Annotated in this window: 13 protein-coding genes; 2 read left to right on the top strand and 11 right to left on the bottom strand. The window is 57.0% G+C overall.

The genetic code is table 11. The features are described 5' to 3' along the window. The 4 genes from B4B27_RS06720 to B4B27_RS06705 all read right to left on the bottom strand — a co-directional run bounded on the left by B4B27_RS06720 (position 1) and on the right by B4B27_RS06705 (position 8,486). Entirely contained in the window at positions 1 to 2,016 is a 2,016-nt protein-coding gene (locus B4B27_RS06720; protein ID WP_290724942.1) for an immune inhibitor A domain-containing protein, read from the bottom strand. Continuing rightward, positions 2,013 to 4,127, bottom strand: coding sequence for a hypothetical protein (locus tag B4B27_RS06715; RefSeq protein ID WP_290724940.1), 2,115 nt, complete (start codon positions 4,125 to 4,127; stop codon positions 2,013 to 2,015). The genes B4B27_RS06720 and B4B27_RS06715 overlap by 4 nt, the downstream gene beginning before the upstream one ends. Before the next feature lie 147 nt (positions 4,128 to 4,274). Then, positions 4,275 to 6,317 carry a hypothetical protein gene (locus B4B27_RS06710; protein WP_290724938.1) on the bottom strand — a complete coding sequence of 681 codons (2,043 nt, stop codon included), beginning with the start codon at positions 6,315 to 6,317 and terminating at the stop codon, positions 4,275 to 4,277. 24 nt (positions 6,318 to 6,341) lie between these two features. Further along, positions 6,342 to 8,486, bottom strand: a complete 2,145-nt coding sequence (locus B4B27_RS06705; RefSeq protein WP_290724936.1) for a glycoside hydrolase family 9 protein — start codon at positions 8,484 to 8,486, stop codon at positions 6,342 to 6,344. A 368-nt stretch (positions 8,487 to 8,854) separates the two neighbouring features. On the opposite strand from B4B27_RS06705, the gene B4B27_RS06700 reads away from it, so the two are divergent. Then, complete coding sequence (locus B4B27_RS06700; RefSeq protein ID WP_290724934.1) at positions 8,855 to 9,796, top strand: aldolase catalytic domain-containing protein; 942 nt, start codon at positions 8,855 to 8,857, stop codon at positions 9,794 to 9,796. Positions 9,797 to 9,892: 96 nt separating this feature from the next. Here B4B27_RS06700 and B4B27_RS06695 read toward each other — a convergent pair whose 3' ends face one another. After that, positions 9,893 to 11,368, bottom strand: coding sequence for a M16 family metallopeptidase (locus B4B27_RS06695; RefSeq protein ID WP_290724932.1), 1,476 nt, complete (start codon positions 11,366 to 11,368; stop codon positions 9,893 to 9,895). Between the two features lie 50 nt (positions 11,369 to 11,418). After that, positions 11,419 to 12,348 (bottom strand): cation diffusion facilitator family transporter, encoded by a 930-nt coding sequence (locus B4B27_RS06690; RefSeq protein ID WP_290724930.1) that lies wholly within the window; start codon positions 12,346 to 12,348, stop codon positions 11,419 to 11,421. A gap of 130 nt (positions 12,349 to 12,478) precedes the next feature. On the opposite strand from B4B27_RS06690, the gene B4B27_RS06685 reads away from it, so the two are divergent. Continuing rightward, the gene (locus B4B27_RS06685; protein WP_290724928.1) at positions 12,479 to 13,834 is read left to right on the top strand and encodes an efflux RND transporter periplasmic adaptor subunit; all 1,356 of its coding nucleotides are present in this window, start codon (positions 12,479 to 12,481) and stop codon (positions 13,832 to 13,834) included. A 2-nt stretch (positions 13,835 to 13,836) separates the two neighbouring features. Here the strand turns inward: B4B27_RS06685 and B4B27_RS06680 are convergent, their stop codons facing one another. The 5 genes from B4B27_RS06680 to B4B27_RS06660 all read right to left on the bottom strand — a co-directional run bounded on the left by B4B27_RS06680 (position 13,837) and on the right by B4B27_RS06660 (position 22,053). Continuing rightward, positions 13,837 to 16,665, bottom strand: coding sequence for a CotH kinase family protein (locus tag B4B27_RS06680; protein WP_290724926.1), 2,829 nt, complete (start codon positions 16,663 to 16,665; stop codon positions 13,837 to 13,839). An 87-nt stretch (positions 16,666 to 16,752) separates the two neighbouring features. Next, on the bottom strand, positions 16,753 to 17,589 hold the full coding sequence (locus B4B27_RS06675) for an EamA family transporter (RefSeq protein ID WP_173381657.1): 837 nt from the start codon (positions 17,587 to 17,589) through the stop codon (positions 16,753 to 16,755). Between the two features lie 3 nt (positions 17,590 to 17,592). Continuing rightward, positions 17,593 to 19,947, bottom strand: coding sequence for a lytic transglycosylase domain-containing protein (locus B4B27_RS06670; RefSeq protein ID WP_290724923.1), 2,355 nt, complete (start codon positions 19,945 to 19,947; stop codon positions 17,593 to 17,595). Positions 19,948 to 19,961: 14 nt separating this feature from the next. Continuing rightward, a complete protein-coding gene (gene ptsP, locus B4B27_RS06665) occupies positions 19,962 to 21,809 on the bottom strand; it encodes a phosphoenolpyruvate--protein phosphotransferase (protein ID WP_290724921.1) in 1,848 nt (615 codons plus the stop codon). Then, positions 21,781 to 22,053 carry an HPr family phosphocarrier protein gene (locus tag B4B27_RS06660; RefSeq protein WP_173381654.1) on the bottom strand — a complete coding sequence of 91 codons (273 nt, stop codon included), beginning with the start codon at positions 22,051 to 22,053 and terminating at the stop codon, positions 21,781 to 21,783. Before B4B27_RS06660 ends, ptsP begins: the two co-directional genes overlap by 29 nt. Positions 22,054 to 22,055 lie beyond the last annotated feature (2 nt).

Here is a 22,055-nt window from a genome sequence, read left to right as displayed (position 1 = left end):
TTAATCAAAATTCAGCCGCAAAGTCCGGATTCCGAGCGATTTTCCCCGAACCGAAACCATGATAGCGAAATGCCCCCTGCCGAGTCCGGAAAGGTCCATCACGGCCGATTCCCCGGCAAACGCGGAGCGCATCACCTCGTTTCCCTGCATGTCGAATATGCGGACCGTCTTTGTCCCGCCCGTTCGGGCATTCACGGCCAGGCGGCGGCCATCTAGCGACAAGGAGAATTGCGGAGGCACCTGCGTCTGCACGGCAAACGTGGCCGACGAAACCGCTTCTGCCGAGCTACTGGACTTGGCCGTCTCAGAACTGCTGGAGACGGCCTCCACCGAGCTGCTGGACTGCGACGACGAAGATCCCGCAGACGAAGCCGGGACCGGCGATTCGCATTTTGCGACCTTGACGGATGCGTCCAGAGTAAAACATACAAACGAATCATCCGCCTTCACGAAGTTGAATACGCCCGGAACCGGAGAGGCCGTTCCCGACTTGTAGACCAGCGGCGAATAGGAAGTCTTGGAGCCCCACGAACCACTCAACAGCGACGCCTTGATATCGACGCGGTTAAAATTGCCCATCCCGTTGATATTGTTGTTTTCCCAGGCCTCCAGCTCGTACTTGATATACCAGACCCAGACCCCGTTGTAGGCGTAGTCCTGCCCATGCGTAATGCCGGTATCGTATCCCTTCGCCGGGCGGTATTCCACGATAAAGTATTCATCCTTGTCGGACGGGTTCGTGACCGAATACGCCTGGCCCTGGTCGATATCGCCAAGCATGATTACGCCCGTATCCGCGGTCGTGAGTTCCGAAAGCGTCATCCAGCCCATCGTCTCGCGTTCGAACGCATTGAACTTTGCAGGGATCCGTCCGTTTTCATTATACATTCCCAACGACATCAGGTCGTAGGAGGCGGCACCCAGTTCATCTTCGCCCGAATCCCTTACCCCGTAATGGTCCATAAGCCCAAGCACATGCGCAAACTCATGGACAAAGATGCCGAACTTGTTCAAGTTGCCCGCCCTGTACAAATCGTTGTCGGCGTCTTCGAGCTGGGCGATCAGGAGATACTTGTCAAAGACATAGCCGAAGTTGTTCGGCTTGTATCCGAAAGGAGCTCGGAACACGTTGTTCGAACCATTGGCCTGCATCCAGAACTGGTGCGCCCAGAAGTCCTCGCTGTAGACCAGGACATCTTCTTCGCGGCCGGGGAATAGGAAAATAAAGCCGTCCACCAGCTTCTTGTTCGACACGTATTTGTCCACGTCGAAATCCGCACGCTTCACGAGCAGGTCAACCCCCTCCTTCGTCAATTCGTTTTCGTAGAGCGAGTCGTTTGCCGAATTCACATACTGCACAAGCTCTTTAGAAATCGTGATGGGGAAAATGTCGAAATGCGGGCTGAAGTTCCCGTTGGAAGATTCCAGATAGAAATCGCGCACGCTGCCGATGTTCCCTTCGCTATCGGAATAGCCTTCCTCGTTAAAAAAACGCCACATCCTTGCAGAATCGACAGCGGCCTGTTTCGGGGTCGAGACCAGCAGCACGGGGAACCACCTCTCGCCCATCACCCAGTTTTCGGCACGCGGGCGCTTGCGCTTGACGGCGGTACCCGTCGCATCGTAGGAATAGTCAGCCGCGACAGCGTCGTATGCCACGTTCTGATTCCGGAAGCGTTCTCCCTTTTTTGCCCTGTAGGCCTCGCGGGCGGCCGCCTGGTCAATACCGGCGACAAAAGCCGTTTCGCGGGAATCGCGGAGCGCAGGGTCCTTCGCCTTCACTCCCGAACGCAGGCCGTCATTGCCAACGTAGACGAAATCCCCCGCAGAATCGCGTTCCACGAGCAGCCCGTCGGCGGTCTGCACAAAATGATAATGTTCATCGCCCAAGGTGCGCACGCTCAGCATCGAGCCGTCGGACTGCACATGCTTTTTTACAAAGGGGTTTGCCGGATGCGCGAGAGCACCCGTCACGCACAAAGCGGATACAAGCAACGTTGTCTCAAGCAGTTTCATCGGATACCTACCATTCTATAGCCCAGCGATTTCCCTGCCGCATCCACGCGCACAATCAAGAAACCGCTCCGTGAAACAAGCGAACGCGACTTACGGAGGTTTACGCCATGCGACATTCCATCAAACGATTCCGCAAAGACCAGGTGCCCCTGCATGTCAAAAAGCCGCACCGTTTTCGCTCCCGCCACCGGGGCAAGCACATTCAGCATTCCGTCTTCGTAGCGCACCTCGAAACCCACGTGCGGCACGGCGTCCGCGGCAATCCGTTCCGTAGCCGAAGAAGAAGCCACGTCCGTCGACGAACTGCTGCGCCACGGCCACCGGAAAGAAGAACTCGACGAGGAACTCATTACGGCGCTGCTGGAACTCTCCACAGAACTGCTCGAAGCTACGGAGCTGCTAGAAACCACGAAACTGCTCGAGCTTTTTGCAAGTTCGCAGCTACCGACAGCGACGGATCCGTCTACGGCAAAGCACACTAGGTCGTCCTGTTCCTTTATATTGAAGAGTCCCGGAAGCACTTCCACATTCTTCCACGAAAGCACGGGCGAAAGTTTCGTCACGTTCTGGCTTCCGGGGAACGGGTCATCCTTCAAGTGCGACCCGCCGTAGGATGAAGAGGCAAAGCCGTCGTAGTAGTCCGTCACGCGCAGGTTTCCCGCTTCCACGACATCCACGCGCTGGTGCCTCGGCACATCGTTGAGGTTGTCATCGGTCCACGAATTCGCATCGTAGTCGATATGCCACACGAGCAATCCATGGTTCGGGAGGGCGGCGTCCCACTTGACCTTCTGGCGGTTCTCGAACACGAACCACTCGTTTTTGCTCGCACCCGCATGGTAGGCAAAGTTGCTCGTACCGAACGGCGGGAGCGTTTTCACTTCGGAATCTTTTTCGAGAGTCGTGTATTCGAGCCAGCCCATGAAATTCCGTTCGAAAGCGCTATAGTTCGGAGGATTGTTCTGCCCGTTATACATGCCGGTCGCCATCACGTCCCACGCGTGCGCCCCCGGAGCCTGGGTATCGGAATTGGAATAACTTATGTAGCAACTGTCGCTCCATACGCAGTAATGGTCCCTGAGTCCCATGGTATGGCTGAACTCGTGGATAAACCTCTCGAAGATATCACCGACCTGGTTCAAAATAAAGTAATTGTTAAATCGTTTCCCGTTTCCGGCATTCAGCCTTCCGCAAGCGTTCCACCGAAGTTCATACTGGAACCCGCCCAGGTGAGAATCGCCCGACTCGACGATGCTCCCCGCATACAGGACCGCAAAGGCATCGACCTCGCCATCATTATCGGAATCGTAGGCACCCGCATCGAACGACGGATATTTCGACAAGACCGCGGCAATCGTCTTTTGGATCAGCTGATATTCCACGCCGATGTAATTCCGGAAAGAATCACCGACCTTGACGATATAGAGGTCGAAAGACGGAACGAATAGCCCTCCCGACTGGTCTATGAAGTAATCGCGGATCGAGCCGACGTAGTTCTTCGCCTTGTAATTTTCCTGGTTCATGTAGGCATACGTACTGGCGGAATCCGCATTCTTCGTGTTGTTGTCTTCTACCAGGAATACGGGAAAGCGGTTCGTGCCATTCGCATGCGAATATGCCGCCGGAAGCCTCAGGACAGGCGGGACATCTTCTGCGGCGGAAGCGGATGCATTAGCACCCCCAGCGGCGTCCGGACTTTTCGCCGTGGGCACCCAGGAAGCGCGTTTCGATTTCTGCCTGGAATCGGGCCGTTTGTACCTGTCGGGGTGCTTTTCCCTATGCCTGTCGCGGACCTTCTGGTTGTCGAGGCCGTTCAGGAACGCCTTTTCTTCGGCAGTGCGCTTTCCAGGATTTTTCGCCTTGAACCGGGAACGTTCGGCATTCTCGTCCGCAAAGAAGAACACTCCGTTCGAATCGCGCATCACGAGGAAGCCGTCTTCTGTCTGCGTGAAACGGTAATGCTCGTCGCCGAGCGTTCGGACAGAAAGGGAATCGCCATCGTTATCGATAGTCCTGAGCACGGGATTCGAGGGATAGGCAAACGACATGGCCGTCAGCCCAGCGCACAAAGCCGAGCACAAGAAGAACTTGTCTAGAGAGTGGATTCCCATTACCAAAACGCTCCTTTAAATTCATCAAACAGCATTATAAATATATCCTCGGATACGTGCAAAAACAATCGCACGAAATGATTTTTTCGTGTAAAACTTGTGTTTGTCGCCTGTTTTTTACGATTTTCGAGCGGGATGGCCCCGTTTTTAGCGCACTGCGGGTGCCACCCTGAAATACCCGGCAAGCCGGCCGCCCAACTCGAGACGCACCACGAGGGGAGAGCCATGAGCCACGCGGCCGAGGTCAAGTCGATGCGATTGGCCCGCGAACGAAGCCGAAGCGAGCGCATTGCCCTGCATGTCGAAGACGCGGACAATTTTCATTCCGGATTCGGACACACGGATTTCGAGCGTGCGACCTTCCATCGCGATATGGAAGCCAGCCGCTCCCGGAACGTCGCGCCCCGCGAATGTCGTCGAGAAGCTGGACTCCGGTTCGAATGACGAACTCGACTGAACGCTGCTGGAGGATTCCACGCTCGAGCTGGATTCGAATTGCACGCTGCTGGAACTTTCCTCGCTGGAACTCGACCCGAGCGACGAACTGCTTGATTCGGGCGCAGAACTGCTCGACGAGACACGGACAAATTCGCAGTTTTCCACGGCAACCGTCGAATCGAGAACGAAACACACGTTCGTATCGGGCTCGACAATGCCGAAGAGACCGGCAAGCACCACGGAACTGTCCCACGCGAGCACCGGCGAAAGCTTCGTCACGTCCAGGCTTCCGGGGAAGGGATCGTCCTTCTGCCGCGCACCACCGCCCTGGCTCATGTAACCGCCCGTCTGGCTGAGAACGCGGATATCGCCCGCTTCGACTATGTCCACGCGCTGGTGCTCCGGGACATCGTTCATGGCATCGAGAGTCCATGCGCCGGAATTAAATTCGATATGCCACACAAGCATCCCGTGATTCGGGAGACCGCTATCCCACTTGACATGCTGGCGGTTCTCGAAAACATACCATTCCTTGTCATTTACGTTCACGTAGTATGCAAAGTTGTTCGTACCGAGCGGGGGGAGCGCCTTCACCTGCGAATCCACTTCAAGGGTCGTGTAATCGAGCCAGCCCATGAAATTTCGCTCGAACGCGCTGTAGTTGGGCGGCTTACGGTAGTTCCCGTTATACATGCCGGTCGCCATCACGTCCCACGCATGTGCTCCCGGAGCCTGGTAGGCGCTGTCGGCATAGTAGGCGCTGCAACCGCTCATCCTCACGCAATAATGATCCTTGAGACCCATCGTATGGCTGAATTCATGGATTAGCTGCACGACATGGCTTGCACCTTGGTCTATGATAAAGCAGGTGTTGAATTTTTTCCCGTCCGGCGTCTCGACAACCGAACTGTATTTTTTGAGTGTAGTCTGGAAGCCGCCCAGGTGCTTGGTCCCCAGCTTGTAGCGGGAACCCGCATACATCACGCCGAACGCATCTATCTCGCCATCGTTATCGTAGTCATAGAGCGAGGCATCGAATGACGGGTACTTTTCGAGCATCGAGAGGACGGCGCGCTTCATGAATTCCGCCTCCTTCCCGATGTATCCGCTGAAGGGTTCACTCTCGCTCACCAGGAAGATATCGAATTGCGGTTCGAATACGCCCGACGACTGATCGACAAAGTAATCCCTCGCCGACCCCAAATAGTCATCCTCGTTATAGCCTGCAACATTCAGCCGCGCATACATTCCCGCAGAATCGAGATTTTGCAATCCATTCGCTTCGCCTGCCACAAGGATTATCGGGAATCGAAGTTTCCCTGCCGAATGGTGCGACTTCGGGAGTACCTTGGGAACCCACGGTGCAGGCGCCACCCGATGTTCCATGTCACGGTCCGCAAACCGGTCCGGAGTCCGGCGGCGATGTTCCCTAAACGTTTTTTCACGGTTGAGCCCGTTCAGAAACGCCCTTTCTGCGCTCTTGCGCCTGTGCGGATTCCGCGCCTTGAACTTGGAGGGTTCGCCATTTTCGTCGGCGTAGTAGAAGACATTCTTTTCATCGGCAACCACGAGGTAGCCGTCTTCCGTACGCGTGACGCTGTAATGTTCGTCGCCCAGGTCCTGGAGCGTTAGCGTATCGCCATCGTTGATGACACCGCGACGTTCGCTAGGGTCCAAAGGGGATGCAAACACTGCTGCCGGCAACAATGCGCATAGCAAGGTATTCCCGACAATCAAGCGAAATTCACGCATCAAGCACTTCCTATAACCGATTTGCTAGCGGACAAGCACCTTCTTCGCGCCGTAGCCGTCGACCTTCACCAGGTAGGCACCGCTCTTCACGGATTCCAGATTCAGCGTCGCGCGGCCCGCATTCAAAGTACCCGAGGCGACCTTCGAGCCGTCAAGCCCGAGCACCGTCACCGTAACGCCGTTCCTTGCGCCGGCAGCGTTCACCGTGAGCATACGGCCGGAAAGGTGCACGCCAAACCCTGCGGCAACGACATTCACCTTCGGAACAGAGACCTTTTCCGGAACTGCGATAAACGGTTTGTTCTCGTCGTAACGGGCGACAAGCGCATTCATGAACCACGTGGTATGCGGGAGCCACTGTTCGTCCCAGCGCCACACCTGCCACGATTCCTTCATCGCATCGAAGCCCACCGCGGCGACACCGTCATCGGTCCAGGCGATTCCCGAACCGTCGTTGTTCTTGCCGGTAATGCCGTTCGCGATACCGCCCTTGAGCGTCGCATCGTAATTCGACTGGCCGTCATAAATATTGGGATTCTTCTTGCCGATACCGTACATCATGCAAGTTGCGTAAGGGTTCTTGCCCAGAATCCAGTCGAGCTGGTCGGCAGCGTATTTGTTCACGCCGTCATCAAGCGACTTGAGAGCATTTGCAGCATACACCGCAGCAGCGGCAAGGCTTGCGATTCGCGCATCTTCGCCCTGCCACCAGTAACCACTCTCATTGTCGTGCGGAATAAAGAAACCGTCCTTGATGGCATTGTTCGTCTTGTAGGTCTGGCGAGCATAACCGAACGGGTTTTCTACCTTGTTCGTAATGGTGACAAGCCATTTCAGGTGCTTTTCGATGGCAGTCTTCGCGGCTCTCATGATATCTGCCCCAGGAATAACGCACTCTACGTCAGGCGGACACGGTTCGTAATCCACCATGGCTTCCGCTTCCAAGTAGCGCACCAACGCCATCAGCGGGAGGCCAGCATCGCTCGCATGCCAGAACGGGCGCGTCTTCGCGTCGTCGCTCCAGAAATACCCGTCATCGCTCAAGCGACCGACAAGGTGCTCCGCACGCGCCTGCATATCCTTCTGGTACTGGCTATTGCCTGTAGCCACATAGAGTTCCGTCGCAGCGAGGAGAGCCGTGTAGTCGTCGATGATGTTTTCCTTGCCGTCGTCACAGTAGGCGCAGTTGCCGCCCATGCTCTGCTTCGAGGTCAAATGTTCGTAAGCCTTCTTCGCCGCATCCAGGTACTGCGCCGCAGTGTAGTCTCCCTTGGCCGCAATGTTCATCCCTTCGAGATGCGCCACGCGGGCAAGGCCGGCAATCGCCATGCCACCGCCTTCACGGAACGCCGTCTGGTAATCGGCACTCTTTATGCCGTCGGAACCCTTGAACGCACAGAGTTCGCGCTTGCCCATCGGGCTTCCCCAGTTGTCGAACACCGTCATGTAGAAGAATCCCTGGTCGTCGAGCATGCGCACCAGGAAATCCGCACCGAACGCCGCCTCGTCGGCAGTCTTCGCCTTGGTGCTCGTACTGCCGAGCAACTGCGGAATGTGTTCTGCCGCAAAAGCGAGCGACCACACCGTGAGCGGAATCTGCTGCGGGTTCAGGTAGTTCGCATAGGAAAGGTGCGAAAGGTACTTGCTCACGTCGCCGCTCGCATCGTACCAGCCGCCGTGGACATCGCGGGTGGCGCCGCTCCCGTACACGGGAATCTTCTGGTCCATCGCCACAATTTCTTGCCGGCTCGCGCGGTCGTTGTAGAAGTAATCCATCACCATGCCAAGAGTCTTTTGCGCAAGGGCCTTGTCACCGATGAAGAACTTCTGCGAAGCCGACGGGCTACCCGCAGACACTTCAACATGGAAACTGCCCGACTGCAGCGGTTTGTCCGTAAGCTTGATGGTGTAGAACTTCCCGTTGTTCGTCCAGTTGTCCGGATTTACGCCCGCACCGAACGTGCCTGTCGCCACGGAGGCGCCGGTCATGTCGCCATCCGGGTCAAACCACAGGGTCCACTCTTGCCCTTCGAGGTTGTCGGTGCTCTTGACCACGATAGAAATCGGCTGGTCGGAGTCGTAGCCCGCCTCGTTAAAGTAGAAGGTATTGTCCGCGAAAGCGGATGCCGCAATCGCGAGGGAAAGGGGTATAAACGTTGTTCTCTTCATGGTATTGAATATAAGTTTTCGGGGCTAGTTTATCAATAAAGAAACTATTAGGTGTGCTCCCCGCCATGTCCTTTTGCTTTATTTTCTACGCAAATTTAGCGTTAAATAACAGAGCGGATGTAAGCCCCGACTTCTTTTCAGACCTTGCATTCTCAAATTACAAGCCAATAGCAAGCCTTTCCATAACGTAAGGGCTTAGGTTTTCAAACAAGGCAACCGCCTACGGCAGTCGAATTTCACCATTTCACCGCTTTTCAACGCTTGTTTTGCGTTAAATAAGCCATTTTCTTTTTCAGCCATACTTTTTTCCTTGACCGGCGCTTTTGCAGAACCTATCTTTGCGGAGCAATTAAAAAAGGAACCCAACCATGTACTACGAAAGCATCAAAGTTCTCGACTGCACCATCCGCGACGGCGGCCTCGTCAACAAGCACGACTTCTCCCTGGAATTCGTCCGCCGCCTCTACACCCTCCTCACCGCAGCCGGCATCGACTACATGGAAATGGGCTACAAGAACTCCCCCGAACTTTTCGACCCCAAGGAATACGGCCCGTGGAAGTTCTGCGACGACGACCTGCTGTGGAAAGTGAAGGACGGCATCGATTCCAAGATGAAGATGGCCGTGATGGCCGACGTGGGCCGCGTGAACATGGACGCCGTGAAGCCCGCATCCGAAAGCCCCTACCAGATGTTCCGCGTGGCAAGCTACGTAAAGAACATCGACAAGGGTATCAGCATGGTGAACGCCTTCCACGACATGGGCTACGAGACGACCCTCAACATCATGGCCGTAAGCCGTGACCGCGGTCCGGAACTCGACGAAGCGCTCCACCAGGTGCAGGAAGAATGCAAGGCCGACGTGCTCTACCTCGTCGACAGCTTCGGCGCATTCTACCAGGAAGACATCGACAAGGAACTCGCGCGCTACAAGGGAATCGTGAAGGGCAAAAAATTCGGCTTCCACGGCCACAACAACCAGCAGCTCGCCTTCTCCAACACGATCCAGGCCATCATCAACCACGTGGACTACCTCGACGGTTCTGTTTCCGGCATGGGACGCGGCGCGGGCAACTGCACCACCGAGCTTCTGCTCAGCTTCCTCAAGAACCCCAAATACGACCTGCGTCCGGTTCTCGACGCCATCGAGGAACTGTTCCTCCCGCTACAGCAGAAGTACGAATGGGGCTACATCATCCCGCAGATGATCACGGGCATGCTCAACCGCCATCCGCAAGACGCCATCGCCGTGCGCAAGACGGAAGACCGCGACCACTACCGCAAGTTCTACGAAAAGATGGTCAACGACTAATCCAAAAGGCGAATCCAGCACGAAAACCTGCTTTCGTATTGGTGAGCCGAAGGATTAGGGACTGCGAAGCAGGCCCCTAGGAGCCGAGCGTCGCCCCTACTTCTTCAGCAGGAACCCGGCAACCGACTTCTCGCGGACGAAAGTCTGCTTCGCAGCCTCCTGAACGGCGGCTGCGTTTACTTTTTCCAGTTCGTCGGCCCAGTTGAGGAAGATGTGGTAGTCGCCGAACATCTCGTACCAGGCGAGCATCGTCGCGACATTTTCCATATCGGTAAAGCTGCGGACGAGGCCCGCATAGGTATGGTTCTTCACCTTCTGGAATTCGCGTTCGCTCACGGGTTCGTTCTTGAGCTTTTCAAGTTCTTCCCATACGATCTTCTCGACCTTCTCCGCATCGGCATCGAGCCTTAGGCTCACCATCACGGAGAATTCGGATACATACTTGTTCGGGCTGTTGCCCGCCTTCACGCTCACCGCGAGCTTTTCCTCTTCGACCAGGCGCTTGTAGAGCCTGCCGGAACGCCCGTTCAGCACGCCTTCCGCGATATCAAGCGCATAGAGGCTCGGGTCGCCCACTTCGGCCGTCTTGAACACGAGCGAATAGAGGTTCGGCGCATCGGGGCGAATCTGCTTGAAACGCTTCTCGCCCACCTGTTCCGGGTCGCGCACCGTAATCGGCGGGAACGCCTCGCCCGCGGGAATATTGGCGAAATACTTCTTCACCATCTGCATCGTGGAAGCGGTATCGAGGTCGCCCGCCAGCACGAGAATCGCGTTGCGCGGCTTGTAGTACTTGCGGTAATGCTCGTCGGCCATTTCGCGGGTCAAGTTCATGATGTCGGACGGCCAGCCGATAGTCGGCACGCGGTAGGGAAACGCCTCGTAGATAAGCGAATTCATCGTCTCGAAAAAGCGGCCCGTGGGCTTGTCGTCGTAACGCATGCGGCGTTCCTCGCGCACCACGTCGCGTTCGGAGTAGAATTCGCGCAACACCGCGTTCTGCATGCGGTCGGATTCCAGCCACATGAAAAGTTCGATCTTGTCCTTGGGGAGCGTGACGATGTAGGCCGTCATGAGGTCAGTCGTGAACGCGTTGAGGCCCGTGCCGCCCACGGACTGGTAGGCGCCCCAGAGTTCATCCTTCACAAATAGCTTGCGCTGTTCATTCAAGAGGGAATCGTGTTCGGCAGTGAGTTTCTTGACTGTAGCCGTATCGCCCGCAAGCTTTGCCGGACGGATAAGCGCCTGCAGGCTGTCCTCGCGCGCCATGAACGCCGCATCGGCGATGCTGTCGGTGACACCCACCTTGTTGGTGCCCTTGAAGAGTTCGTGTTCCAGGATATGCGCAAGGCCGGACTTTCCCGGAACCTCGTGCACCGAGCCCGTCACGTAAAAGAGGCGGCAGCTCACCGTGGGTGCCTGCTTGTTCGGGTGCAGCAGCACCGTGAGCCCGTTTTCGAGAACTTCCTTGTGGACGGGGAGATTCACGCCCGCCTGGGCAGGGGCAAACAGCATGAGCGCACCCGCAATACCGGCAGCAATACCAGAAACCTTTCGCATAAGACCTTTCATAGCCATGAATTTAGTAAAACTTTTCCCGAGGGTTTCGCCACACGCGCGACCTAGCGTTCGAGCGTCTTGATTTCGCCGCGCCTTACGCGTTCTTCGCTGTACGGGTCGATGTGCACGAGCGCATCCACCACGTTCTCGCCCGCGTCGATGAGCCTGCGTTCCACATCCTCGGCCAAATCGTGCGCCGCAAGGAGGGTCATCTCGGCAGGCACCACCACGTGCAAATCCACATGCAGGTCAGAACCCACGTAGCGCGTGCGGAACCCGTGTATGCTGATGACGTTCGGGCAGGCAAGCGCCACTTCCTTCAACTTCTGCGCGACCTCCTCGCTCGCGCCCACATCGGCGACGCGGTGAATCCCGGGCCAGGCAATCTCGTAGCCGGAATGCAGGATAAAGCAAGAAACGATAATCGCGCCGACGGAGTCCGCGAACCAGAGCGTCGGGAAAATTATCCCGAACAGGACCGCAATCAAAACAGGAATAGAACTGTACGCATCGCTCCGGTGGTGCCAAGCATTCGCCTCCACGGCCTCGCTACGCATGGCACGCCCCTTCGCCCGCGTATAGCGGAAGAGGGCTTCCTTCACGACAATGGAGACCGCAGCCATCACGGCCGCAATCCACTCGGGGTGCGACTGTTCGCCGTTTACAAGGGCCATTATGGCATTGTAACCGAGCCCGATACCCACCGCGCATACGGCAAGCCCGATACCCACCGAGATGAGCGTCTCGAAACGCCGGTGCCCGTACGGGTGGTCCGCATCGGGGGGCGCGTTCCAGAACTTGGAACCAATGATTATCGCGATATCGGTAATGAAATCCGATGCACTGTGGATGGCGTCGGCAACAAGCGCCTGGGAGCCACCAAAATAGCCCGCGAAGAACTTGCCCACGGAAAGAACCACGTTCCAGACAAGCCCTACCAGCGTTACGCTGCGGACCTCGGAGCTGTCGTCTTTCTTTCTGATGCGCGTCATGCGACCTAATATAAAATTTATTTTATAAGCAAATGAAGGCGTTTTTCGCTTCCCATGCAACCTTTTTGGCCCGCCGGGCACCAAAATACCCGGAAAAAGGGCAATACTTTCTATTTTTTAGGCTGCATCTATGAAAATCTTGAAGAAATTGCTGAAAATCGCCATCGTGCTCGCGGTACTCGCGGGCATCGCCTACGGCGTGAAGTTCTTCTTCTTTACGGAGAAGGCAAGTGACGCCGCGGGCCCGCTCGTGAGCGCGAAGGTCACGCAGACTACGATTTCGACGACAATTTCGGCAACGGGAACGCTAGAGCCGGTCGACCAGGTGGAAGTGGGCACGCAGGTCTCGGGCGACATCGCGAAAATCTACGTCGATTTCAATTCCAAGGTCAAGAAAGGCCAGGTGATTGCCGAACTCGACAAGTCGAAGCTCAAGGCGACGCTCACGCAGGCAGAAATCGCCTACCGGAGCGCAGAAAACGACTACAAGTACAAGGAATCGACCTACAACCGAGTGAAAAAACTTTCGGAGAGCAATTCCGCGAGCGCCGTGGAACTGGAAACCGCCGAATACAACATGAACGCGGCAAAGTTCGCCGTGGAACGCAGCAAGAACGAGGTGAACCAGGCAAGACTCAACCTGAGCTACGCGACCATCAAGAGCCCGATTGACGGCGTGGTCCTGAAGCGCGCGGTAGAAGTGGGCCAGACGGTGGCCGCCTCCATGAGCACGCCCACCCTGTTCGTCATCGCGAAGGACCTAAGCCAGATGAAGGTGATGGCCGCCATCGACGAGGCGGATATCGGCCAGGTGAAGCAGGGCCAAAAAGCGACATTCACCGTCGACGCATTCCAGGGAGAATCGTTCAACGGCGCGGTACAGGAAGTGCGCCTGAACCCGACAACAACGAGCAACGTGGTGACTTACACGGTGGTGATTACCGCCGAGAACCCGGAACAGAAGCTTTTGCCCGGCATGACGGCGACCTGCACCATCGTGACGCAAGAGGTAAAGGATGCCATCGCGATTCCCGTGAAGGCACTCAAGTTTACTCCCGCAGACGGGACCCCGATGGCAGACCCGAAGGACATGCCGCGCCCGCCGCGCATGGACCGCGACTCGCTCGCAGGCGACGGCGCATTTGCGAAGGGAGACTTCCCGCCTCCGCCCCCAGGAGGTTTCGGCCCGCCGGGTAGCGGTACCGGCGGCTCCGGAAAGTTCGGGCCTCCGGGCAAGACGTTCAAGAAGCGCGCCGGAGCGAAGAAACCCGCGGGCGACCACGTGTGGGTCAGCATCGACGGGAAGGCGGCCCCCCGCAGGGTCAAGACCGGCATCAGCGACGGCGTGAACATCCAGATTCTGAAGGGGCTATCCGTCGGCGATTCCGTCGTGGTGAGCCAGGAAAGCGTCAGCGCCGCCAGTACCGAGAAGGCAAAGGCCTCGAACCCGTTCATGCCTACGCCGCCGGGCAGGAAAAAGAAATAACGTTATTTGAACAGCGCCTTCACGGCAGCGACTTCGCCCGGAACAATCGTGCGCGTCGCATCCGCGACTCCATCTTCCCATCCGGCAAACACGCCGCCATCTACAGGCTGAGCCGTGAGCCTTACCGGGAATCCTTCAAAGAACTGCACCGTCAGCGCGGGGGAATCGAGCGGCAGGCCATGGACAAGGATTCGTCCCTTCCCTTCCGTCCGCAGGTCGACCGCGGCGGCCGCCCCCAATTCAAAATGAGCCTGCATTTCCGAAGCGAGCTTCGCCGGGCGCTCCTCGATAAACTTCTCGATAAGCCCCAGCTGCCGCTCCATCCTAGACGCGTTCAGTTTCCAGCGTTTCTGGTCGCGTGCGATTTCCGGTTCGATTTCCGACATCATTGCGTCGAGACGCGCACGGACGCGTGAACTTTCGAAGTTCATTGCTAGCAATGCGGACATGCGGTTGATGAACGCGGCCTTGAAGCCCTCGTTTTCGAGCAGGCGGCGCAACAGCAGCGTATGCTCGGGGCCATTGGGCCAGCCGGGACCATCTTCTGCCGTCACGAAGTCGAAAATGTTCAGATCCTTGTACTCGCTGTACTCGTTGCCCATGCCGAAATCCAGGTCGTAAAGGAACCACTTCCACTTGGTCTGCGGATTGGTGCCGCGCCACTTCTTCATGTTGTTTGCCGGCCAGTCGCGGTTGTCCGCATAGATTTCGGTTTGCATGTAGTTGAGGTAGTTATCGATATCTATCTGCGAGGCCACCTGCGCATAGTTTTCCTCGTCGTCCAGGCTATTCGCCTCCAGCCATTCCATGAGCCTTGTGTAATCGACCGAAGAGCCCGCCGATGCGGCATTGTCCGCCTTGAGCAGGTCGATAGCGCCCGGGTCGATTCCATAATGAGTCTCGAAATAGTATTCGGTACTGCGTTCGCGGATGCTGTGGATGCCGTAGTACTCGCCATTGTAATAGACGACGGCAAATCGGCCACGCTGGTAATCGACGCCGAGACCCTCGCTTACGGAACTTGCGAGGCGGTCGCGGACGTAATCGTTCCCGAAGTTGCTTCCGTTGTTGCGGAGCAAGAAGACCTTGAACTTGTCGAGTTCCGGATACTCCGGGAACAGCGCATACTTGAGGCGGCTTTCGCCATACTTTTCGCGGAAGGTGATGGCGACCGACTTCTTGGAGTTCTGGCGGCTGTAATTGCCGAAAATCTTGAGGCCCGCGTTGTGCGCGAAGGCAGGTGCATTCGTTCCCGGCTCCATCAGTTCGACCGTCACGGGAATTTCCTTGTCGAGCCAGTAATTCGCACCGTAATGCGGTTCCTTTTCCTGTGCGAAATTTCCTTCCATGTAGATTCCCGAATCCGGGTCAAAAAGCGAATTCGGGTCGGCCGACAGGAACACCGCAGGGACTGCCGGCGCATTTTCGAATACGTAGGTGCGCGTCATGGTTTCGCCCGGAAGCTTGTAATCCACAAAGCTCGCGCAACGGACCGTCACCGTGGAGTTTATCTGTAGCGAAGGCGTCAAGGGGCTTTCGTCCGTGGGGACCGGGCCTCCCGTTTCGCACCGGACCGAGGCATCTTCGGGGAAAACAATTTCGAAAGGAGACGCATAGAATCCCGATGGCGGAATTTCGGCGAGCGATTCTACGGACGGAGATCTAGAAACCAGCACTCCTCCGGAAACATCTCCATACGGAGACGGATCCGCGTAGCCCCACTGGTACCCGAAATCGGAAAACACCTTGTCGCCGTTTTCCGTTATATGGGTTTCCGCTCCGCGAGGGCCGTAGTTCCAGGTTTTCCCCACGGGCATTTCCGGGTAGGCGACAGAATCCACAATCGCCGTATCCGCATTCACCAGGTAAAGGCTCCCGCCCTTTTTCGATAGCTTGAATCCGGCATGAGGTTCGTGGCCACGGTTCCGCACAAAGTAATCAAACACCTTGATGGTCATCTCCTGCGACTCGTTGGATTCAGGGCTAATCCGCGTGCCATAGATATTTTCGAGATCCGGGAGCGTCAAACCCGCCGGTAGCCTTGCGCGGTAGACCGTCGAAGAATCTCCGGTGCCGGTAAAGATGAACTCGTAACCCTTCCAGTCGTCGACATCGGGCTGTGCTAGGCGGAAGGAGACCTTCCTGTCCTTGGTGATGTAGGCTCGCAAGAACAGTTCGTTCGCCACCGAGATATCGAGCACGTCATCGGTACTCGAACTGCGCGTCCCGACAAACATCGCGATCGAGGACCAGCCCAGTTCCTCGTTTTCGCCAAGTTGCATCCGCGCCCCGACGCGCCGCTTCCCGTCTTCAGAAAAGCAATTCTTCTTCTGGCCTTCCAACGGGTCGGCAAAGCTGTAGCCCGGCGGGTCGCTCTGCGCATCGGTCCATGTCCAGCATCCGGGGCCAATCATGTTGAGCGTATCATGCGGCAAGACGTAATCGGGATAATCCTTTCCCGACATGAACACGAGCAGCAGCGAATTCGGTTCCATCTTCACGTTCCCGAATTTCCATTTAAACGGGTCTTCCTGCGAATCCGTCAGGTACATTCCGGACAAATTCACCGTATCCGTCGAGGTGTTTAAAAGTTCCACCCAGCCCGCATCGTCGCCCTCGTGATCTTCGTAAACGACATTGACAGGATCTATCTCGGTAAACTTCAGCAGGCCGTCCACAAACGGCAACGTCGCCCCGGTATTCGCCGAAGAACTGGATTCCTCGTCAACAGCCGGAGTTCCATGCGAGCCGCCGTCGTCGGAACACGACGCGAACATCCACGCCACGAGCGTGCCAAGTAAAAACGTTATGGAAAATTGCCTATACACCATGAATTGAATCTATATTCTGAATCCGAAAAAGCAAGTTTCCTGTGCGGCAAAGCAAGCGATTCCGCACAAAAAAGCGCGACCGCGAGGCTAGGGATGCGATTTGCGCGGTCTGCGGACAACGAAGAGCGCAGCCCCCGTGAGCACGAGCACCGTGGAAACGATTTTCCCAATCGGGAAGGCCTCCGAGAAAACGAGCGCACCGGCCAGGGTCGGCACCGCGGCACCGACCGCCGCACTGAACGGGATGATGAACAGCGCGCGGCCACGGGAGAACGAAATCTGCGAATAGAGGAACGCGATGCCGTAGGTCGCCACGTAGCCGAGCGTGCGGAAATCGACCAGCAAGTTCGCGACGGAAGAAACTTCGATATGGTCAAGATCGAAATCCATCGCGAGGCTCTTGTAGAACGCCGCCGAAAGCCCGAAGCCGACACCCATGATGAGAGAATCCACCATCTCGCGATTCTTCACGAACAGGTGCAGCACAAGCGTCACGCCACAGAGCACTCCGGAGTAGATCCAGAGCATGGAGACATTCTGCACCGCCGTGGATTCGCCGAGGCTCTCGACCGAATAGAGGAGGCCCGCCACCACAAAACAGATGGCGACGACGATACGCTTCGTGAGCGCCTCCTTCAGAATGCAGAAACCCATCAGGGCGGTAAGCACCGGGTTCAGGACCATCATCGGCTGCACCTGCGAAAGGTCGTAGCGAGCCATTGCGATGTAGTAGCCGACAGTCGCAAGCACGGAACAGCCAAACCCGAGCCACCAGAACTTATTCGTAATGACACCCTTGAAAAACTCCCAGGGTTTCGACGTCCCGCCCGTCCGCTTGCCGACCGTGGACACCCCGGACTTTTCCAGGATGTTCCCGCACGCAAAAAGGAACGCAGGGCCTATCGTGAGAAGGAGAAACAGCATCGGCTAGATCTCGTCGTAGATTTCCTGGTAAATCCAATAGTTGCCCATGACGCGCTTCACGTAGTCGCGGGTTTCCCAGTAGCTGATATCCTCGGCACGGATATCCCACGGAAGCCCGGCGCCTGCCGCCTGCCAGCGCCTTGTCGGCTTGGGGCCCGCATTGTAGTTGCCGAGCACGTACATGTAGTCATCCTTGTATTCGGCCTTCAGGTCCACGAGGTAGCGAATGCCGAGGCGAATGTTCAGGTAGGCGTTGTAGAGCTGGGACGGATCGAAATTCGCGAGGCCTTCCTGCTTCGCGAGCATCCTGCCGGTCGCGGGCATGATCTGCAACAGGCCGCACGCACCCGCCGGGGAGACAATCTGAAAGTTGAAAATCGATTCCTGGCGCATCACGCTGTAGACAAAGAACGGGTCGATGCGCGTGCCGGAATGGAACTTGACCTGGTCCTTGTAGGGCACCGGGAACAGGTAATGCAGCACGTCGAGAGGAGGCTCCATCAGCTTGCGGCGGTCGATTTGCGCCTGGAACTGGCGGGCAAGCCTGTAGCCCGCAGCCGTCTCGCCCATCTCGTAGAACAGCTTGCCGAATTCGTAAAGGAAGTCGAGGCGTTTCGCGTTCTTCTTGCGCAGTTCCTCGTAGAGGGTGAATGCCTCTTCGGAAAATCCGTACTGGAACAGGTTCTTGATCCGTCCGTAGTTTTCGGGCGAGTAGCTCGCGTCCTTCTTGTCGTTTTTCTGGACGCTGCGCACCCAGGCGAGCGTCGAATCCGGCGACATGGGGATGCCGTGCGCATAAGGGACTTCGGATGCTTCCATGAGCTTGTATTCCACCAGCTTGATGCGGCTCCTGTGCGCGTAGTATCCGAGCGGGAAATCGCGGATACAGTCGAGGTAGGCCTCGCGGGCGAGCGAATCCTTGCCCATCTTCATGTAGGTATCGGCAAGGAACATGCGGCTTCCGCTTCCGCTCCAGAGGAACGGATCCTTCGCGGCATCGACAAACGCCTTCTCCGCCTCATTCCATTTTTCTTGCTTGAAATAGATGAGACCGATGCGGAACTTGGCCCATTGACGCTTCTGGTTATTGCCGAAGCGGCTGTTCGAAAGTTTCTTGAAGCAGACGATGGCGCTATCGTAGCGCGCCTGCTGTTCATGCTCGAATCCGCGCACCCAAAGGTTGTTCGCGTTTTCCTTGCTGAACTGGCTCACGTCCTGGAGTATCGCGTCGAGCCTGCGGATTTCCTTCGTATTCTTCGTCGCCGCATTTCGCATCATGCGGAGGGCGGCCTGGATCCACACGGGGCGCGCTTCCACGGAATCGATCAAGTAGACATACTGCGCAATCGCTTCCTGTTCGCGCTTGAGCGCCTTGAGCGCCACGACACGCTTCTCCCAGAGGGCGATGCGGGCATTCAAATCGAGCGTGCTCTTCGGAAGCAGCATCTGGAGCGAATCACCGGAAGGTTCCAGGGCGGATTCGGGATGTTTCGCGACCGCGCGTTCATCCATCACCCGGATGGAATCGAGCAAGTCGAGGCATGCGGATGCCTCTTCCTTCCCGCAGGCCATCCTCGCATAGGCGACCTTCTCGGCGAGCGATTCCGGAGTCGTACGGACCTTGCGCAGGCGCTGGATAGCCGTGAATGCGGAATCCTTGTACGGGCTCGACATCGCAAGCACCTGCATGTAGTAACGCTTCGCCTGCTTCTGCTGCTTGATCTTTTCCAGATACACCGCATAGCGGAACCTGAGAGCAGCCACCTTCTCGCCCTTGGTGTTACGGTCCAGGTAATGCTTCAGGGAATCCGCACGGGCCGATTCCGAAAGCGTCGAATCGTCAAGGGCCGCATCAATGCGGAGGTCGGCCGCCGTCTTTGCAAACAAATTATCTTTTTCAAATTTCGCCCCCTGCTTGAGGACTTCGCGCATGCCCGCAAAGTCGCCCTGCATAAAGCGGGATTTCGCCATGCGGAGCACTACCGCCGATTCGAGCTTGGGGTCGCGGATGCGGAGCGCCTCGTAGGCCACGAAGGCGCTGTCCCACTTTTCGGTATAGTAGTAGTAGGCGGCCTTCGCAAAGTCGCGGACATCCGCCGAAAGCGTCGTATCGGAGAAGGCGGCCTTCGCAAGGTCCGCATGCACGATGAAGTTCTGGAACTTGTCCGGTTCCACCTGTTCGAGCTCGGCGTAGGGATTCACCGGGACTGCCGGGGCAGCGGGAGCCACGGAGGCCGAATCCGCCACGGAATCCTGAGCGGCCTTGTCCCCATTCTCGCCCGAAGCGTTACATGCGACAATCAGCCCGAGCACTGGAATAAAACGGCGGAAGAAAGCCGACCTACACAAATCCACCATGCACCTCCAAAAAATCAATCCTTGTCACTTTTCAGTTTGTTCGCCACAGGCCCGACAAAACTCGAAATCTCGAGGTCGGTAATGGTCTGCGCGTACTTCTTGTACATATAATCGTTGACGCGGTCCGCATCGTCCATCTGGAGGACCGAAAGCGCAGTCTCGTGCACGTCCTCGAAGTTGATGGAACGTATAATCTTCTTTGTCGCCATCACGCACCAGGGCGTCATGGAAAGTTCGTCAACGCCAAGGCCCACAAGCAGGAGTACGCTCAGCGGGTCAGAACTCATTTCGCCACAGACTGCGACCGGGATTCCCTCGCGATGGGCCGCCATGATCGTATTGTAAATCATGTTGAGTACGGCCGGATGGTGCGGCTGGAACATGTCCGTAATGAGTTCGTTCGTGCGGTCCACAGCAAGCGTGAACTGGATGAGGTCGTTCGTCCCGATGCTGAAGAAGTCCACCTCCTTCGCAAGCAGGTTCACCATCATCACGGCGGCGGGCACTTCAATCATCACGCCCACCTTCACGGCGGCGCACTTGTGGCCCTTCGCCTCCAGTTCCGCGATGCAGCTGCGGATGCAGGCCTTCGCCTTGCGCAATTCGTCGAGGCCCGAAATCATCGGGAGCAAAATCCTAAGGTTGCCCTTCTCGTTTGCAAGGAGCAGGGCCTTGAGCTGCGTGCGGAAAATATCTTCGCGCGAGAGGCACACGCGGATAGAGCGCCATCCCATAAACGGGTTCGCCTCGTTCGCCGCGGAAAGGCCTTCGACAAGCTTGTCGCCTCCGGCATCCAGGGTTCGGATCGTGACGGGGCAGGGCGCCATCGTATTGAGGATACGCTTGTAGGCTTCCGTCTGTTCCTCCTCGCTCGGGGCGCTGTTCTGGAAGAACAGGAACTCCGAACGGTAAAGGCCGATGCCGGTCGCACCGTAGTCCATGACCTTCTCGGCTTCGCTCGGAAGTTCGATGTTCGCATGCAGCGTGATGTACTTACCGTCGCGGGTCATGGGTTCGAGCCTGCGCATGGTAAACAGTTCCCTGCGCTGGCGTTCGTAGACTTCCTGACGTTCGTGGAACTTGCGGATATCGTCGTCGTTGGGATTGACGATGACCCTGCCGTCCGTACCGTCCACAATGACCGTATCGCCGGACTTCACGCGCGAGGCTACGTCGCGTAGGCCGGACACTACCGGAATCTGCAGCGAGCGCGCAAGGATTGCCACATGGCTTGTTCGGCCACCGGTATCCATCAGGAGCGCCTGCGCCTGGCCCGGCTTGAGCGACATCAGGAGGCTAGGCATGATCTCGTGCGCAACGAGGACCGCACCGTTCTCGCTGGATACTTCCGCCAAGGCCGGTTCGGAATTTTCCATAGCCGCCATGAGCCGGTTGTACAGGTCCCGCAGGTCCGCGGCCTTGTCGCGCATGGCCGGCGATTCAATCTTCCCGAACCGGTCGATGTAGTCGCCGAGAACCACATGCACCGCCCAGCGTGCATTCTTGTGCCCCTTGCGAATCATGTCCAGGACGCCGTTCACGAGTCCCGGATCCTGGAGGATCATCAGGTGAGTCGCAAAGATGAGGCTGTCGTAGACGCCCGTCCGCGTCTCGGATATTTCCTTGATCTGGTTGATTTCCTTGGAAGTGCGTTCGACGGCCTTCAAGAAAACCTGTTCCTCGGTCTGGACCCTCGATTCCGAAATTGTCTCTTCAACGACCGTCAGTTCGCGGCTGATAACCTGAAAAGCGCGCCCCATGGCAAAGCCGGGAGACGCAGGCACGCCAACCAGGACAAGCCTTACGGAAGAGCGTCCGCCAGACACCCCCGTCTCAGTTGGGTTCTTCGTTGAAGTTGTCATGGAATAACTGTTCCAGCTTTTGCACGACTTCCTGTTCGTCTTCGCCGTCGACTTCGAACCGGACTTCGGAGCCCAGCGGAATAGCAAGCATCATCACGTTGAGGATGCTCTTGGCGTTCGCCTTCGTCCCTTCGAAAACAATATATACATCACTCTTGGCCGGGCCGGTAATATCGACAATCATGCCCGCCGGACGCGCATGGATGCCCAACTTGTTAGTGACCGTTAGAGTCTTTTCGATCATTG

The sequence above is a fragment of the Fibrobacter sp. UBA2449 genome (genome assembly GCF_002342555.1).
Classification (GTDB): domain Bacteria; phylum Fibrobacterota; class Fibrobacteria; order Fibrobacterales; family Fibrobacteraceae; genus Fibrobacter.
Note: the sequence above shows the minus strand (reverse complement) of the source record. Positions and strands in the feature narration are given on the sequence as shown.

What these genes read in the sequence shown, in the direction of transcription:
- B4B27_RS06720 (WP_290724942.1), bottom strand. Translation starts at nt 2,016, where the DNA reads ATGAAACTGCTTGAGACAACGTTGCTTGTATCCGCTTTGTGCGTGACG.
- B4B27_RS06715 (WP_290724940.1), bottom strand. Translation starts at nt 4,127, where the DNA reads ATGGGAATCCACTCTCTAGACAAGTTCTTCTTGTGCTCGGCTTTGTGC.
- B4B27_RS06710 (WP_290724938.1), bottom strand. Translation starts at nt 6,317, where the DNA reads ATGCGTGAATTTCGCTTGATTGTCGGGAATACCTTGCTATGCGCATTG.
- B4B27_RS06705 (WP_290724936.1), bottom strand. Translation starts at nt 8,486, where the DNA reads ATGAAGAGAACAACGTTTATACCCCTTTCCCTCGCGATTGCGGCATCC.
- B4B27_RS06700 (WP_290724934.1), top strand. Translation starts at nt 8,855, where the DNA reads ATGTACTACGAAAGCATCAAAGTTCTCGACTGCACCATCCGCGACGGC.
- B4B27_RS06695 (WP_290724932.1), bottom strand. Translation starts at nt 11,368, where the DNA reads ATGAAAGGTCTTATGCGAAAGGTTTCTGGTATTGCTGCCGGTATTGCG.
- B4B27_RS06690 (WP_290724930.1), bottom strand. Translation starts at nt 12,348, where the DNA reads ATGACGCGCATCAGAAAGAAAGACGACAGCTCCGAGGTCCGCAGCGTA.
- B4B27_RS06685 (WP_290724928.1), top strand. Translation starts at nt 12,479, where the DNA reads ATGAAAATCTTGAAGAAATTGCTGAAAATCGCCATCGTGCTCGCGGTA.
- B4B27_RS06680 (WP_290724926.1), bottom strand. Translation starts at nt 16,665, where the DNA reads ATGGTGTATAGGCAATTTTCCATAACGTTTTTACTTGGCACGCTCGTG.
- B4B27_RS06675 (WP_173381657.1), bottom strand. Translation starts at nt 17,589, where the DNA reads ATGCTGTTTCTCCTTCTCACGATAGGCCCTGCGTTCCTTTTTGCGTGC.
- B4B27_RS06670 (WP_290724923.1), bottom strand. Translation starts at nt 19,947, where the DNA reads ATGGTGGATTTGTGTAGGTCGGCTTTCTTCCGCCGTTTTATTCCAGTG.
- ptsP (WP_290724921.1), bottom strand. Translation starts at nt 21,809, where the DNA reads ATGACAACTTCAACGAAGAACCCAACTGAGACGGGGGTGTCTGGCGGA.
- B4B27_RS06660 (WP_173381654.1), bottom strand. Translation starts at nt 22,053, where the DNA reads ATGATCGAAAAGACTCTAACGGTCACTAACAAGTTGGGCATCCATGCG.